This is a genomic window from Nonomuraea sp. NPDC049714 (assembly GCF_044465295.1).
In the GTDB taxonomy this organism is placed as follows: domain Bacteria; phylum Actinomycetota; class Actinomycetes; order Streptosporangiales; family Streptosporangiaceae; genus Nonomuraea.
The window spans coordinates 135,803-150,981 of record NZ_JBITLM010000002.1 but is presented as its reverse complement, the minus strand read 5'-3'; the positions used below and the strand labels follow the sequence as shown (position 1 = coordinate 150,981).

The following is a 15,179-nucleotide window of genomic DNA, read 5'->3' as shown; positions in this document are numbered from 1 at the left end:
TCGTTACTCCTTGGCCAGGATCTCGTTCATCTGCGCCGCGATCTCCTTGGCGACGTCGGCCACGGGGCGCTCGCCCGACCAGGCCTCGGCGAGCAGCTTGTTCTGCACGTCCTGCCACTGCGCGGTGTTCAGCGTCGCCGGGTACGGCACGCCGTGCGGCATCGAGGCGTCGTACGTCTCCTTCAGGTGGAAGGAGGGGAAGGCCTTGAACCAGCCGTCCTGCGTGCCCGGACGCAGCGAGAGGGCGCCGCCGCCGCTGTCGCTGAGGATCTTCTGGGCCGGCTCGGAGGCGACGAACTCGGCGAACGCCGCCGACTCCGCCGGATGCTCGCTCTTGGCCGAGACGGCGTTGGCCAGGCCGAGCAGGATGACGGCTTCCTTCGCCGGTCCCCCGGGCAGCGGGGCCACGTCGATCCGCTCGCGGATCTCGGGGTTGGCCCAGAAGGTGGAGGCGAACCAGACGCCGCCGTAGTACATGCCGTACTTGCCGGACTGGAAGAGCTGGATGGGGTCGGTGTCGGTGTAGACCTCGGCGACGGGCGCGACCTTGTCCTTGAGCATGCCGGTCCAGAACTCCAGGCCCTGGATGGAGGCGGGGTCGTCGAAGCCGCTCTTCTTGCCGTCGGGCGAGAGCACGTGGCCGCCGGCCTGGATCATCGTGGGGTAGAAGCCGCCCTGGTCCCACATCGGGGCCATGATGCCGAACTGCTTCTTGGCCGGGTCGGTCAGCTTCTTGGCCGCGGCCTTGACGTCGTCCCAGGTCCAGTCGGCCGTCGGGTAGTCCAGCCCGGCCGCGTCGAAGATCTTCTTGTCGTACCAGAGCGCCGGGATGCTCACGTTGTGCGGCAGCGCGTACAGCTTGCCGTCGTGGCGGTAGCCGTCGACCACCGCGTCCGGCAGGCCCTCGGCCTTGGACGCGTCGACCGGGGCGATGACGCCGCCCTTGGCGTACATGCGGACGTTGAGGCTGTTCATCCAGAAGACGTCCGGAGCCGCGCCGCCGGACGCGGCCGTCTGGAGCTTGGTCCAGTACTGGTCCCACGGGGTGATCTCCAGCTTGACCGTGACCTTCGGGTTGGCCTGCTGGAAAGCGGCGATGATCTTCTCGGCGCTGGCCTGGTCGTTCTTATCCCAGATGGCGTAGCTGATGGTGACATTGCCGGACTCGGCGGACTGGCCGGATTCGCCGGACGTGCCGCAGCCCGCGGCGAGGACGGCGAGGCCGAGCAGCCCGGCCAGGGGAAGGCGAAAACGCATGGGTCTCTCCAGGTGGGGGGTCTCAGAACCGCAGGTTCGCGGTCCAGGTGGCGAGCTTGTCGTCGATCTCGGCCCTGGTCCGTGGGTGGCCGGGGGCGTCGGGACGTCGCTGCCAGGGGTGCGGGCCGGCGGCCGGGCGATACTCCACGCCCAGGGCGTCGAGCCGCTTCTCGTGTACGGCGAGCCGGGTGAGGAAGTCCTCGAAGTCGCGCTCGCCGCTCCATACCGCCTCGGCGAACGCGGCCAGGCGGGGGAAGGCCATGTAGTCGAGCAGCCGGGGCGAGTCGATGTGCTCGGTCCACAGCGCCGCCTGGGCGCCGAGGATCCTGCCCCGCTCGTCCTCGGTGAGGCCGCCGGGGATGGGGTCGAAGGCGTGCACCGCGCTCAGGGAGGTCACGCTGCCGATCGGCACCGGCTCCTGATCGCCCTCGGCCTGGCGGAAGTCCAGGTAGGTCTCGGCGAAGGGGGACACCACCACGTCGTGGCCGGTCCGCGCGGCCAGCGCCGCGCACTTGCCGCCCCGCCAGGCGGCGACGGTGACTCCCGCCGGCAGGCCGCCCTCCATGAGCTCGTCCCAGCCGAGTGGCTTGCGCCCGCGGGCCAGCAGGTAGTCGGCGAAGTGCCGCATCAGCCAGCTCTGCAGCTCGTCGGCGTCGCGCAGGCCGAGTTCGAGGATGCGCTCCTTGGCGGGGACGCTCTCGTTCCACTGGGTCTTGGGGACCTCGTCGCCGCCGACACAGATGTACTCGCCGGGGAAGAGCTCCAGGACCTCGTCGAGGACGTCGGTGAAGAAGGCGATCGTCTCGTCGGAGACGTTGAGCACGTTCTCGCTGACGCCCCATTCCGTGGCCACGTCCAGCGGGGCGTCGAGGTTGCCGAGCTCCGGGTAGGCGGCGATGGCGGCCTGGGTGTGGCCGGGCAGGTCGACCTCCGGGACGACGGTGACGAATCTGTCGGCCGCGTAGGCGACGATCTCCCTGATGTCCTCCTGGCTGTAGAAGCCGCCGTGCGGTCGCCCGTCGCGCAGCCGATGCCGCCTGGCGCCCAGCGGCGACTCGCGCCGCCAGGCGCCGACCTCGGTCAGCTTCGGATATTTCCTGATCTCCAGCCGCCAGCCCTGGTCGTCGGTCAGGTGCAGGTGCAGCACGTTGAGCTTGTGCGTGGCCAGCAGGTCGATGTACCGCAGCAGGTCGTGCTTGGGCAGGAAGTGGCGGGCCACGTCGATCAGGCAGCCGCGCCAGCCGTACCGGGGCGCGTCGGCGATGCCGACGGCGGGAACGCTCCACGTCCTGTCCCCGGTACGGCCGGCCCGGAACGCCGCCGGGTCGAGGAGCTGGCGCAGCGTCTGGGCCCCGTAGAAGGCGCCGGCCGGGGCGGCGGCCTCGATCAGCACCGACTCCGCCGTGCTGGTGAGCCGGTACTCCTCGGGCCCGAGCTCGCCGGCGAGGCGGATCTCGACCCCGCCGGGGCCCTCCGGCAGCGGCAGGCCGGTGGCGGGGGTGAGGGTCTCGCGGAGCCAGGCCGCGGCCCTGACCAGCGGCGGGTCGGCGACCAGCGGGGTGGCGGCGGTGAAGGTGAACCGCCCTTCGGCTGACGTCAGGCGGGAGGGTGCCGGGATCGTCGTCACAGCGCCTGCACGGTACGGGTCTCGCGGGCTCGCTCGGCGGCCCACACGACGAGGTGCCCGGCCAGGACGTCGGCCGCGCCGGCTCCGAGCGGCGCCTGATCGCCGGCCACCACGGCGTCGATGAAGGCCTTGGTGAGGCCCGTGTCACCGCCGCCGTGGCCGTCGGCCAGCGACGCGCCCGTGCTCGTCCCGGTGTCGATCGTCTCCTCGGCGCCGGTGACGAAGTCGACGAGCCTGATCCGCCGGCCGTCGCCCTCGGCGAAGCCGCGCGTACCGAAGATCCTGGTCTTGCGGTGCTCCAGCGGGGTGAAGGCGGTCATCGTGAACGACGCGGTCGCGCCCCGCGCGAACTCCAGCATCACGACCTGCTGGTCCACCACGTCGTTGTCGCAGTCGTAGACGCAGCGGCCGTACGGGCCGGTCTCCAGCGCGTGCGTGACACCGGCCGTGGTGGCGTCGGCGGTGACCGCGCCGAGCGGCCAGAACTCCCGGGCCGGGTCGCCGAGGCAGCCCAGGTAGAAGCGTTCGGCGGAGTAGGGGCAGGTGGGCTCGACCGCGCAGCTCACGCAGCGTTCGCCCGCGCCCTCCGGCCGGTTCTCCGGCCGGAAGTGGGTGAGCGAGCCGAAGGACGCCACGCCGACCGGCTCGTCCTCGATGAGGTGGAGCAGCCAGTCGATGTCGTGGCAGGACTTGGTCAGCAGCATCGGCCCCGACTCGGCGGTGTCACGCCAGGCGCCCCGCACGTAGGAGTGGGCCATGTGCCACCAGCCCACCGGTTCCAGATGCTGGACGCTGGAGATCGTGCCCAACCGGCCGCCGTCCACGAGCTCCTTGAGCACCTTGGTGTAGGCGGTGTAGCGGAGCACGTGGCCCACGGCGAAGACGACGCCGTTGCGCTCGACGGCCTCGACGATCCTGCGCGCCTCCGGCTCGCTGGGAGCCATCGGCTTCTCCAGCAGGATGGCGTAGCCCAGCTCGGCGAAGGCCACGGCGGGGTCGGCGTGCAACCGGTCCTGGGTGGCGATGACCACGGCGTCGGCCAGCTTCGGCACGGCGGCCAGCTCGGCCCATCCGGGGTAGCAGGCCTGTTCGGGCAGGTCGTGCTCGGCCGCCAGCCTGGCCCGCCTGGCCGGGTCCGGGTCCGCGACGGCCACGACGCGCGCCCGGCCGTCAGCCGCGGCGGCCCTGGCGTAGATCAGGCCGCGGGCTCCCGCGCCGACGATGGCTATGGTCGCTGTCATTGCCAAACTCCTCGACTTATTCTGGAGTCCTTAGATAGTCATAGATCCGACCGTGCAGTCAAGCCCCATCCCCTTGGACGATCCAGCTGGCGGAGATCGTCCCGAGCGCACATAATGAGGAGTCCATCAATAGTGAGAGGTGATCCCGTGCAGGTCAGTGGTGGGGACCTTCAGCGGCTGCGCCAGCTGAACTCGCTCAGCAGCATCAGCGCCCTGCGCGCGGCGATCGGCCCACTGACGCTCACCGAGCTGGCCGCGGCGACCGGGCTGTCGCGGGGTTCCATGGTGGACGTCGTCACCGACCTGCACGAACGCGGCTGGATCGCCGAGGTCGAGCCCACCCCCGGCGGCATGGGCCGGCCCGCCAAGCGCTACCGCTTCCGTGCCGACGCCGGGCACGTGCTCGGCATCGACATAGGGATCCACAAGGTCCTCGCCATGGTCACCGACCTCGCCGGCCGGACCGTCGCCAGCGGCCGGGTCGCCGTGAACCGGCACACCACCCGGGACGAGCGGCTGGACGCCGTGCACAGAGCCATCGACGCCGCGCTCGTCGCCTCCGGTCTGACCCCGCCCGACCTGTGGGGCGTCGCCGCCGGAAGCACCGGCGTCGTCAACCGCGAAGGCCTGGTCACCTGGGTCGACGAACTCCCCGACTGGGCCGGCGTCGACCTCGTCGGCCGGCTCGGGCAGTCGCTGTCCTGCCCGATCGCCATCGAGAACGACAGCAAGCTCGCCGCCCTGGCCGAACAGCGGCTGGGCGTCGCGGCAGGCGTCCGCGACCTGGTCTACCTGCACATCGGCCGCCGGCCCGGCGCCGCGCTCATCCTCAACGGCCATCTCCACCACGGCTTCAGCGGCGCCACGGGGGAGGTCGGCCACATGGGCATCACCGGCTGGCGCACCATGGCGAGCGAGCTGGAGAACTGTCCCGCGGCAGAAGGCGCCCCGCCGGAGGACGCCGCCGGGCTCGTCTTCGGAGCCGCCCGCGCCGGCGACCCCGGCGCGCTGGCCGCCGTCGACGGCTACGCCCACCAGCTCGCGCTCGGCACCGCCGCCATGGTCCTGACCCTGGACCCCGAGCTGGTCGTCCTGGGCGGCGGCTTCTCCCGCTCGGCCGACGTCCTGCTGCCGGCCCTCCGCCGCGCCCTCGAACCCCACTGCCTGCGCGTCCCCGAGATCCGGCCCTCGAAGCTCGGCGAGGAATGCGTCGCGCTGGGCGCCGCCTGCCTGGCGCTGAACCACGTGGACGAGCAGTTCTTCTCACCGGAAGGCTCGATCTCCCGCCCGACCGCCCCCCAGCGCCTCGCCTGACCAGGCCGGCTCGGCCCACGGCAAAAAAGCGCCTCTCCCGATCCGGATCGGGAGAGGCGCCGTCGGAGACGTCCGGCTAGTTCGCGTTCACGTCCACCCCGTCCACGGATGGCCCGGTCGGCGGCATCTGGTAGCCGTGCGCCGTCATCCTCGTCTCGGGCCGCAGCTCGCACGGGACGCAGTCGGGCCAGTAGCGCTCGGGTGTGCGCCCGCTGACCGGGTTGCGGTAGTGGAACCACATGGGCAGGATGCCGGGCCAGGTGATCGTGGTGCCGGTGCCGCCCCGGAACCCTTCCTCACGTTCGCCCAGCTCGGTGAGCTTGATGTCCGGTGGATACCTGGTCAGCAGCGGACTGTCCGGCGGCTTCGGCGCATCGGGCGGCGGGTCTTCCGCCGATGCCCAGCCCCCCGCCCAGGTGGGCGAGGTGTAGTAGTGCTCGTCGATGGTCACGGTCCACAACCGCCAGATGCCGTTCTCCAGCACCGCCTGGTTGTGGTACATGCCGCCGTGCAGGCCGGAGAAGCCCGGCGCCCCGTCCTTCGACGTGCGGGGCTGGAACAGGCGCGTGCGGAGGGTCGCCGACCGGCCGTCCTGCGACACCATGATCACGGGTTGGGTGAGCCAGTGGAAGGAGATCCGGGCGCGCAGCGCGTCCGGTGGCAGGGGGCCTCCCCAGGATGCGTTGACCGCGCCCAGGATGCGGTCGCGGCCGAAGTAGTAGCCGGCGAACGGTGACTGCTTGTTGCCGTTGACCGCGAAGATCCCCGCCATCCACGGCCACTGGAAGTCGTCGATGGTGAAGCCGTAGGCCGAGGAGACGTTCTCGGCCCCGTCATAGGCGTGCGAGCGGTCGAGCCGGCGCTTGAGGTCGGTCAGGTTCTGGCTCGGCGCGTCGTGCGTCCGCGCCGCCGTCGTCACCGCCTGCCGCGCCGGCGTCTTGAGGAACTCGGGTACGGCGCGGTCCGCTCGTGAAGTGGTGCCGCCGTTGCCCCATCCCTCGGCGTAGTCGGCGCTGATCAGCGGCTGGACGTGCACCTCCGTCAGTTTCCACAGCTCGCCCTGCTTGACGAAGCGGTTGCGGAACGTGGCGAACTCCCAGGCTCCCTTCTTGGTGTCGGCATCGCCCAGCATGCCGATCTGGATGCCGCGGGTGATCGCTTCCCGTCCGCCGGGCCGTACGTCGACGATCAGGTCGAAGATCGGATGGTCGTTGAGCTGGCCGTGGGTGAGGCCTTCCGGCCCCATGCGCTCCATCGCCCGGCGCACCCCATCGCGGCCCCGGTACACGCCCACGCCGTCGATCCGGAACCTGGCGTCGGCGGAGAACAGATCGACCACGTCGGTCCACATCTTGCGATCGACGTAGTAGCCGTAGGCGTTCTGGAGGTTGCGGACGGTGTCCTCGTCGTTCAGCCGGCCGATCCTGTCCGCCAGCTCCCGCGCGCTCGCCCTGGTGCGCGGGGCGGGACCGGACGGCTCCGGGTTGGGCACCCCGGTCTCGTCGAGGGTGAAATGCGGCGGCACGATGGGCAGGTCCGCGCCGCCGACGTTGGTCCAGCCGGTGGCGTAGTCGCCTTCGTACTGGGGGTGGTAGCGGAGGGTCGCGATCTGCCAGTGCCTGTCCTTGAGGACGTACTCGTTCTCGTAGATCCCGCCTTCGATCCGGGCCCGCCCCTTGCCGTCGCCCAGGAAGCGCATGCCGTCCCAGCGGACCTTGGCGGTCCGGCCGTCGACGGAGAGGTTCACGAGCGGCTGGTCGATGATCTCGGTGTGGAGTGAGCCCGGCCTGGTGCCGTCCATCGCGCCGGCGTCGTTCTTGAGCCAGGCCTTGATCGCCTTGCGGCCGGTCGCGGTCTCGTCGCCCCACCGCAACGTGCCGTCGTCGGCGAACAGTGCCGCCATCGCGTTCCACTGCCCGAACTGGCTCAGGTGGGTATAGGTGCGCTGTAAGTCCTTGACCTCGCGCACTGACTCGACCCGTTCGAGGTCGCGGGCCAGTGTGTCGATCGCCCGCGACGCCGGCGTGGACGCCGCCGTCACCGTCGTCGGCGGCGTCTGCGGGCTGACGCCCACACCGGCTGCGAGGAGCAGCGCCGTCGCCATTCCCATCGCAAGTTTCACACTCTCATCTCCTGTCCGTGGCCATCGTTCAGCGGAATTCGAGACGTGGGATGTCGGTTCAGCAAAGCACCCGTATGTTCGCCATGCAACCCATCACTTCGCATAGTGGTCGGTGAGTGCAAAAGGTCGGATCCCTGCGTAGACATGAGTGGATGCCCTACGTATCATGAACATTCCGTTCAGAATCCGGACTATACGGAGGCTCATACATGCTGTCAGCCGAGGATGCCCGGCCCGTCTCGCCGGCCGTCCTGAAGGTCCTGACCGGTGCCGTGGACCTGCACTGCCACTCGGGACCGAGTCCGTTTCCGCGACGGTTGAACCACGTCGAGGCGTCCTACGACGCGGCGCGTATCGGCATGCGCGCGATCCTCGTCAAGTCGCATCACCACAACACCGTGATGGACCTGCTCGCCATGAGCACCTGGCTCGCGGACGCCCCCACGCCGGTCTACGGCGGGGTCGCGCTCAACACCGAGGTCGGCGGCATGAACCCGTCGGCCGTGGCGATGAGCCTGCGGATGGGCGGACGCTGCGTATGGGCGCCCACCGTGTCCGCCCGGCCGCACATCGACCACCACAGCCACGGCGGAGACTTTCCCAGCGCCGCGATCGACCTGCTCGAGAAGGAAGAGTCGATCTTCGACGAGTCCGGGGAGGTCTCGGCGGACACGGCCGCGGTCGTCGACATCGTCGCCGAGACAGGCGCGCTGCTCACCGGCGGCCACCTGGACCCGGAGTCGATGAAGGCACTGTTCTCGGTCGCCGAGAGCAAGGGCGTGCGGCGCCTGCTCGTCCAGCATCCCGACTTCATCGTCGGCGCGTCCGATGCCGACATCGAGGAGCTGCTGCGCTTCGGCGCCTACATCGAGCACGAGATCGCCATGTACCACCCAGAGGTGACCGCCATCGGGTGGCCCATCCAGCAGCTGCTGGACTGGATCGACCGCGTCGGCCCCGAGCGGACCGTCATCTCGTCGGACCTCGGCCAGAAGGGCAACCCGCTGCCCGTCGACGGCTACATCTACCTCATCGGGGCGCTTCTCGACCACGGCGTGGCCGAGAAGGACATCCGCAAGATGATCGCCGCCAATCCCGCGTTCCTGCTGGGCCTGGAGGACAAGCCGTCGTGATCGCCGCCGACCGCGTGATCATCAGTGCCGCGGTGACGGGCTCGGTCCACGTGCCGTCGCAGAGCGATCATCTCCCGGTCACGCCAGAGGAGATCGTCGCGGAGTCCCTCGCCGCGGCCGAGGCGGGGGCGGCCGTCATCCACCTGCACGCCAGGCACGGCGAGGACGGCCGACCGGCGTTCGAACCGGCGGTGTTCGAGGAGATCATCCCGCCGATCGCCGCCCGGTGCGACGCGGTCATCAACATCACGACCGGCGGGGCGTCGTCGATGACGATCGAGGAACGGCTCGCCGCCGCGACCCGGTTCAGCCCCGAACTCGCCTCGCTCAACATGGGGTCGATGAACTTCGTCTACTCCGGCATCGCCGACCGGGTGACCCACTGGAAACACCCGTGGGAGAAGCCCTACGTCGAGAACACCTACCGCCACCCGTTCGTCAACTCCTTCGAGCAGATCGAGTACGCGCTCCGGGAACTGGGCGACAAGGGCGGCACCCGGTTCGAGTACGAGTGCTACGACATCGGGCACCTGTACACCCTCGCCCACTTCGCCGACCGGGGGCTCGCCAAGCCGCCCTTCCTCATCCAGGGCGTCTTCGGGATCCTCGGCGGCATCGGGGCCGATCACGCCAACCTCACCCACATGGTCGCCATCGCCGACAAGCTCTTCGGCCACGACTACCACTTCTCCGCCTTCGCGGCGGGCCGCCACCAGATGCGGTTCTGCACCCACAGCGCATGGCTGGGCGGCCACGTACGCGTCGGGCTGGAGGACAACCTCTACATCGGCAAGGGCGAGCAGGCGACCGGCAACGCACAACAGGTGCGCAAGGTCCGGGAGACCCTCGCCGACCTCGGCAAGGAGATCGCGACTCCCGCCGACGTCCGGCGAATGCTGGCCCTCAAGGGCGCGCGCAACATCACCCTGTAACGGCTACGAGAGGAACCGACATGACGATGTACGCCAAGGACGACCTCCGGTCCCAACTGGCGAGCGTTCCGGCCGCGAAGGCGGCGGTCGATCCGTCCACCCCCATCGCACAGGCGCAGTACCTGGAGTTCCCCGAGCTCCCGCCCACCGTGGTCAGCCCGGCCGGCAGCCGCACCTGGGTCGCGCGGGGCCAGAACGCCGTGCTCGTGTGGACCGATGCCGTCGCCGGCGATCGCTTCGCGCGCGACGGCCAGCCCGACGAGTACGCCGTCCTGCTCTACTCCGGCAGCGCCTCGATCCGGGTCACCGCCGGTGAGGAGGAGCAGGAGGTGAACGAGGAGGCGTTCGTCGTGGTGCCGCCGGGCGACAGCGTCGTCGAGGCGCTGACCGACGGGCCCGTCATCCGGGTGTTCTCCTGCGTCGCCGACGACCTGCGCGACGCCGCGCTCAACGCCGAGGCGTACGCCGAACCCGACCCCCGCTGCGCCCCGCTCGTGCCGTGGCCGGACCCGGTGGACGGCTTCCGGCTGCGCGTCTACCGGCTCGCCGAGACACCGATCACCGAGGGGCGGTTCGGCCGGATCTTCCGCACCACGAACCTCATGGTGAACTTCCTCGCCGAGGAGCCCGACCCCCGTGACCCGCTCAAGCTCTCCCCGCACTTCCACGACGACTTCGAACAGCTCTCCCTGGGGATCAAGGGGGAGTTCGTCCATCACATCCAGTACCCCTGGGGCCCGGACTCGACGCAGTGGCGGCCCGAGGACCACGGCCGGGTCGGGACACCGTCGATCACCGTCATCCCCCCGCCGACCGTCCACACGACCCAGGGCGTGGGCCCGCACCAGCAACTGATCGACATCTTCTCGCCGCCGCGCCAGGACTTCTCCGCCCGTCCCGGCTGGGTCCTCAACGCGGCCGACTATCCGGCCCGATGAGCACGCCGCGCACCAGCCGGTTCCGGGCCGCGCTGGCCCGGCCCGGCGGACCCGCTCTCGGCACCTGGGTGAAGCTGCCGGTGATGGAGAGCGTCGAGTTGCTGGCGCTGGCCGGTTTCGACTTCGTGGTCATCGACCTCGAACACTCCGCGATGAACCTCGAAACCACGTACCGGCTGATCGGCACCGCGAACCACCTGGGGATGGCCCCGATCGTGCGGATCCCCGCGCTGGACGGCGGCATCGCCCCGCGCGTCCTGGACGCCGGCGCGGAAGGGATCATGCTGCCGCACGTCGACACGGTCGGCCAGGCGGAAGCGGCCGTGCGGGCGGTCCGCTTCCCGCCGCGGGGCGGCAGGGGAGTGGGCGCGACGAGCCGGGCCGGCGCGTGGGGCGCGCTGGACCGTGCCGAGTACCTGCGCTTCGGCCAGGAGGAGGTGGTGCTGATCGCGCAGATCGAGAGCGCTCAGGCCGCCAGGTCGGCGGGCGCGATCGCCGCGGTGGCTGGTGTGGACGCGCTGCTCGTCGGCGCCGCCGACCTGTCCACCTCCGAGGCCGCCGCGGAGGACGACCCACGGGTGGTCGAGCTGATCACCACCGCGATCAAGGCCTGCACCGCCGCCGGCAAGCCGATCGGCAACGCGGGGGCGGCCACGAGGAGGTCGGCGCAGGCCGCCGTCGAGGCGGGGTACGCCTTCACGATGCTCGGCAACGACGCCGGCCTGCTCGGGTCGGCCGCCGCGGCCGCCGTGCGGGAGGGACGGGCGGCAGGCGGTGACCGATGAGTCCCGCGCGCCTGTCACAGTGCCGTACGTATCACCCCGCACAACCAGAACTGAGAGGGAGACATCTTGTCTGACAACGCACGGGCGCACACGGCGCCCGGAACCGGGCTGCTCGCCGGGAAGGTCGTTCTCGTGGTCGGCGGGAGCACCGGCATCGGGGCCGACTCCGTCCGGGTCTTCGCCGAGGAAGGCGCCTCCGTCATGGTCGCCGCGCGGTCGCGGGACACCCTCGCCGCGCTCACCGAGGAGCTCACCGCGGCGGGTCACGACGTCGCCTACACCGCCGGGGACGTCAGCGTCGGAGCCGACGTGGCGCGGTTCGTCGACGACACGCTGGCCCGGTTCGGCCGGCTCGACGGCGCGTTCAACAACGCCGGCATCAACCAGTACGGCCCGCTCGACGAGGTGTCGGAGGAGGACTTCGACCGGATCATGGCGGTGAACGTCAAGGGCACGTGGCTGTGCCTGCGCGAGGAGATCCGCGCGATGCGTGAGACGGGCGGGTCGATCGTCAACACGAGCAGCGTGGGCGGATTCCGCGGCAACACGGGGCTCGGCGCGTACCAGGCGACGAAGCACGCGGTCATCGGCTTCACCCGCACGGCGGCCCACGACAACGGGCCGCTCGGCATCCGGGTCAACGTCGTCGCCCCCGGCCCTACCGAGACCCCGATGTTCGTCAAGTGGCGGCACGACGATCCGGCGGCCGTGGAGCGCCGGATCGCCTCGGTCCCGTTGCGGAAGGCCGGCACGACGACCGAGGTGGCCAACGCCGCGGCATGGCTGTTGAGCGATCGCGCGAGCCAGGTCAACGGGGTCGTCCTGCCGGTCGACGGCGGGTACAGCGCCTAATTGTTCACGATACGGACACGGTAATTGAGATATGAACAATGGCTTGCTTTACTGACCGCCTGAGCCGTACAAGCTGGAAGGGGACGAGAGTGTCCTCGAACAAGATCAGCTGGTCGAGTTGGCCCTTACTGGCACCCGCGCTGGCCCTGCTGGCCGGGATTCTCCTGGTGCCCCTGGCCGACACCCTGATCCGCAGCGTCTCGACCCCCGGCTGGACGCTGGAGAACTACGGCGCCCTCTTCACCGACGGCGTCACCCTGACGGTGCTCGGGCGGACGGCGATGACCGCCGCGACGGTGACGGCCGCCGCCCTGCTCATCGGCTATCCGTACGCGTACCTGATGACCCGGGTGAGCCCACGGGCGCGCGGCATCCTCCTGGTCATCGTGCTGATCCCCTTCTGGACCTCCGTGATGGCGCGCAACTTCGCGTGGATCATCATCCTTCAGGACGGCGGGCCGGTGCAGAGCGTGTTCGCCTTCTTCGGGGCCGACGACGTCGTCCTCTACGGCAGCACCGCCGGCGTGACGATCGCGATGACCCAGGTGATGCTCCCGTTCATGGTGCTGCCGCTGTTCAGCACCCTCGGCTCCATCGACCGGCGGCTGCTGCTCGCCGCGCGAGGGCTCGGCTCGTCCCCGACCGCGGCGTTCTGGAAGGTCTTCTGGCCGCTGTCGCGCGGCGGGGTGATGGCCGGCGTGATCCTGGTGTTCACCCTCAGCCTCGGGTTCTACGTGACCCCGGCGCTGCTCGGATCGCCGCAGGAGTCGCTCGTCGCCCAGTTGCTCGCGCAGCGGACCACCCTCCTGCTCGACTTCGCCGCCGCGGGAGCGCTCGGCATGCTCGTGCTGGTCGTCACGCTCGTGCTCGTCGCGTGGGCGAACCGGATGGGTGGCACCGTGTCCGCGATCGGTGTGGTCGCGACCGCCCGACCGAAGGACCGCTGATGACCGGCCCCGCGACCACCCGCCGGCGGTACACGAAGGTCGACCCGATCCCGTGGTGGCTCAAGGCGTTCGGCGGGCTCGTCGTCGTCTTCTTCATCCTGCCGACGCTGTTCGTCATCCCGATGAGCTTCAGCGACGCGACGACGTTCCAGTTCCCTCCGCAGGGCTTCACCTGGCGCCTGTACGAGAACTTCTTCACCAACCCGGTCTGGCTGGACTCCCTGGGCAACTCGTTCCTGGTCGCCACGCTCACGGCGTTGCTGGCCACGACGGTGGGGACCGCGGCCGCAGTGGCGCTGTCCCGGCTGGAGGGCAAATTCGCCCAGCTCGTCCGTACGTTGCTGATGGTGCCGATCGTCGCCCCGGCGATCGTCGTCGCGGTCGCGGTGTACATCACCTTCCTCGGCTGGCAGCTCACCGGGACGGTGCCCGGGTACGTGCTCGCGCACACCGCGATCGCCGTGCCGTACGTGCTCGTCTCCGTCACCGGCGCGCTCGGCGGCTTCGACCCGCGACTGCTGAGGGCCGCCGCGTCGCTCGGCTCCTCACCGGCGCGCGCGTTCGTCCGGGTGACGATGCCGCTGATCAGCCGCGGCATCCTGACGGGCGCGATCTTCGCGTTCATCGTCTCGTTCGACGAGGTCGTCCTCGCGCTGTTCCTGCGATCCCCGCTGTTCCAGACCATGCCCGTGCAGATGTACAACAGCGTCACCGTCGAGATCGACCCGACGATCTCGGCGGCGTCGAGCCTGATGGTCGTGGCCGTGACCATCATCTTCCTCCTGCCCCAGCTGCTTCGCGGCAGGGGCGGCCGCCGATAGGAGAGCCATGACGATGACAGGTGAGACCACGGTGGAGCCGGAGACCAGGCGCGGCACCGAGATCCGGCTGGAGCGCGTCACCAAGGACTACGGGCTCGCGGCTCCCGCGGTCGACGACATCTCGCTGACGATCGAGCCCGGTGAGTTCATGACGCTCCTCGGGCCGAGCGGCTCGGGCAAGACGACCACTTTGAACCTCATCGCCGGTTTCGAGACGCTTACCGCCGGCACGATCGCGCTCAACGGGACCGACGTGAGCGACGTGCCGCCGCACCGGCGCAACCTCGGCATGTTGTTCCAGAACTACGCGCTGTTCCCGCACCTGACCGTCGCGCAGAACGTCGCCTATCCGCTACGTGAGCGCAGGGTCGGGAAGCGGGAGATCGCCCGGAAGGTCGCGGAGGTGCTCGAGCTCGTGCAGCTCACCGGGCGCGACGACGACCATCCCGCGCAGCTCTCCGGAGGGCAGCAGCAACGGGTCGCGCTGGCCCGCGCGATCGTCTTCGAGCCGGAGGCGCTCCTCCTGGACGAACCGCTCGGCGCGCTCGACCGCAACCTGCGGTCGGCCCTGCAGACGGAGATCCGGCGGATCCATCGCGAGGTCGGGTCCACGTTCGTCTTCGTGACGCACGACCAGGAGGAGGCCATGAACCTCTCCGATCGCATCGCGCTGTTCAACAACGGGCGCATTGAGCAGATCGGCACGCCGCAGCAGCTGTACGCCGAGCCCGAGACCCTGTTCACGGCGCGGTTCCTCGGCGATTCCAACGTGTTCGAGCTCGGGCGGGCCGCCCTCGATGAGAACGTCGCGTGGGACGGTGAGAGCTGGGTCGTCGACCCCGGTACCGTCGCCGCCCACCCCGGCGTGCGCGCGAGCAGCGCGGTCGTGGTGCGGCCCGAGGACGTCGAGGTCGCCGGCGGCCGCGACGACGTGCCCTCCGGCGCCAACGCCGTACGGGCGACCGTGCGCGACGTCGAGTACATGGGCTCGTACCGCACGCTGCTGCTCGCCATGGGCGAACGCGGGCTGCCCGGCCGTACTCGCGTCAGCCCGCTGCGGGGGGACTACGCCATCGGCGACGACATCGTGGCGTGGTGGCGGCCGCAGGCGCAGCGGATCGTCGCTGCCTGACCGAGGCCCCTCCCACACCCCACTGTCAGTTCGGATCGCGAACCCCGTACCACGTTATCCACACACATGAGGGCTATA

At 70.2% G+C, this 15,179-nt stretch carries 13 protein-coding genes; 9 read left to right on the top strand and 4 right to left on the bottom strand.

Annotated elements, in window-relative coordinates; all coding sequences use genetic code 11:
* Window positions 1-3: 3 nt before the first annotated feature.
* Genes ACIBQX_RS07570 through ACIBQX_RS07560 form a run of 3 tightly spaced genes read right to left on the bottom strand, consistent with a single transcriptional unit; the run spans window position 4 to window position 4,125 of the window.
* Window positions 4-1,257, bottom strand: coding sequence for an ABC transporter substrate-binding protein (locus tag ACIBQX_RS07570; RefSeq protein WP_397001749.1), 1,254 nt, complete (start codon window positions 1,255-1,257; stop codon window positions 4-6).
* Between the two features lie 22 nt (window positions 1,258-1,279).
* Window positions 1,280-2,884, bottom strand: a complete 1,605-nt coding sequence (locus ACIBQX_RS07565; protein ID WP_397001747.1) for a beta-N-acetylhexosaminidase — start codon at window positions 2,882-2,884, stop codon at window positions 1,280-1,282.
* Window positions 2,881-4,125: a Gfo/Idh/MocA family protein gene (locus tag ACIBQX_RS07560; protein WP_397001745.1), complete on the bottom strand. Its 1,245-nt coding sequence runs from the start codon at window positions 4,123-4,125 to the stop codon at window positions 2,881-2,883. Before ACIBQX_RS07560 ends, ACIBQX_RS07565 begins: the two co-directional genes overlap by 4 nt.
* A 147-nt stretch (window positions 4,126-4,272) precedes the next feature.
* On the opposite strand from ACIBQX_RS07560, the gene ACIBQX_RS07555 reads away from it, so the two are divergent.
* Window positions 4,273-5,439, top strand: a complete 1,167-nt coding sequence (locus ACIBQX_RS07555; protein WP_397001743.1) for an ROK family protein — start codon at window positions 4,273-4,275, stop codon at window positions 5,437-5,439.
* Between the two features lie 76 nt (window positions 5,440-5,515).
* On the opposite strand, the gene ACIBQX_RS07550 is transcribed toward ACIBQX_RS07555, so the two are convergent.
* A complete protein-coding gene (locus ACIBQX_RS07550) occupies window positions 5,516-7,561 on the bottom strand; it encodes a nuclear transport factor 2 family protein (RefSeq protein ID WP_397001741.1) in 2,046 nt (681 codons plus the stop codon).
* Between the two features lie 209 nt (window positions 7,562-7,770).
* Between ACIBQX_RS07550 and ACIBQX_RS07545 the strand changes: the two genes are divergently transcribed.
* From ACIBQX_RS07545 to ACIBQX_RS07510, 8 genes are all read left to right on the top strand, one after another.
* Complete coding sequence (locus tag ACIBQX_RS07545; protein WP_397001739.1) at window positions 7,771-8,694, top strand: DUF6282 family protein; 924 nt, start codon at window positions 7,771-7,773, stop codon at window positions 8,692-8,694.
* Window positions 8,691-9,626: a 3-keto-5-aminohexanoate cleavage protein gene (locus ACIBQX_RS07540; protein WP_397001737.1), complete on the top strand. Its 936-nt coding sequence runs from the start codon at window positions 8,691-8,693 to the stop codon at window positions 9,624-9,626. Before ACIBQX_RS07545 ends, ACIBQX_RS07540 begins: the two co-directional genes overlap by 4 nt.
* Window positions 9,627-9,646: 20 nt before the next feature.
* Window positions 9,647-10,564: a hypothetical protein gene (locus ACIBQX_RS07535; RefSeq protein WP_397001735.1), complete on the top strand. Its 918-nt coding sequence runs from the start codon at window positions 9,647-9,649 to the stop codon at window positions 10,562-10,564.
* On the top strand, window positions 10,561-11,349 hold the full coding sequence (locus ACIBQX_RS07530; RefSeq protein WP_397001733.1) for an HpcH/HpaI aldolase/citrate lyase family protein: 789 nt from the start codon (window positions 10,561-10,563) through the stop codon (window positions 11,347-11,349). The genes ACIBQX_RS07535 and ACIBQX_RS07530 overlap by 4 nt, the downstream gene beginning before the upstream one ends.
* 66 nt (window positions 11,350-11,415) lie before the next feature.
* On the top strand, window positions 11,416-12,201 hold the full coding sequence (locus ACIBQX_RS07525) for an SDR family NAD(P)-dependent oxidoreductase (protein ID WP_397001731.1): 786 nt from the start codon (window positions 11,416-11,418) through the stop codon (window positions 12,199-12,201).
* 89 nt (window positions 12,202-12,290) lie between these two features.
* Window positions 12,291-13,148, top strand: coding sequence for an ABC transporter permease (locus ACIBQX_RS07520; RefSeq protein WP_397001729.1), 858 nt, complete (start codon window positions 12,291-12,293; stop codon window positions 13,146-13,148).
* Window positions 13,148-13,969, top strand: a complete 822-nt coding sequence (locus ACIBQX_RS07515; RefSeq protein WP_397001727.1) for an ABC transporter permease — start codon at window positions 13,148-13,150, stop codon at window positions 13,967-13,969. Before ACIBQX_RS07520 ends, ACIBQX_RS07515 begins: the two co-directional genes overlap by 1 nt.
* A gap of 7 nt (window positions 13,970-13,976) precedes the next feature.
* On the top strand, window positions 13,977-15,101 hold the full coding sequence (locus ACIBQX_RS07510; RefSeq protein ID WP_397001725.1) for an ABC transporter ATP-binding protein: 1,125 nt from the start codon (window positions 13,977-13,979) through the stop codon (window positions 15,099-15,101).
* The last annotated feature ends 78 nt before the right edge of the window (window positions 15,102-15,179 follow it).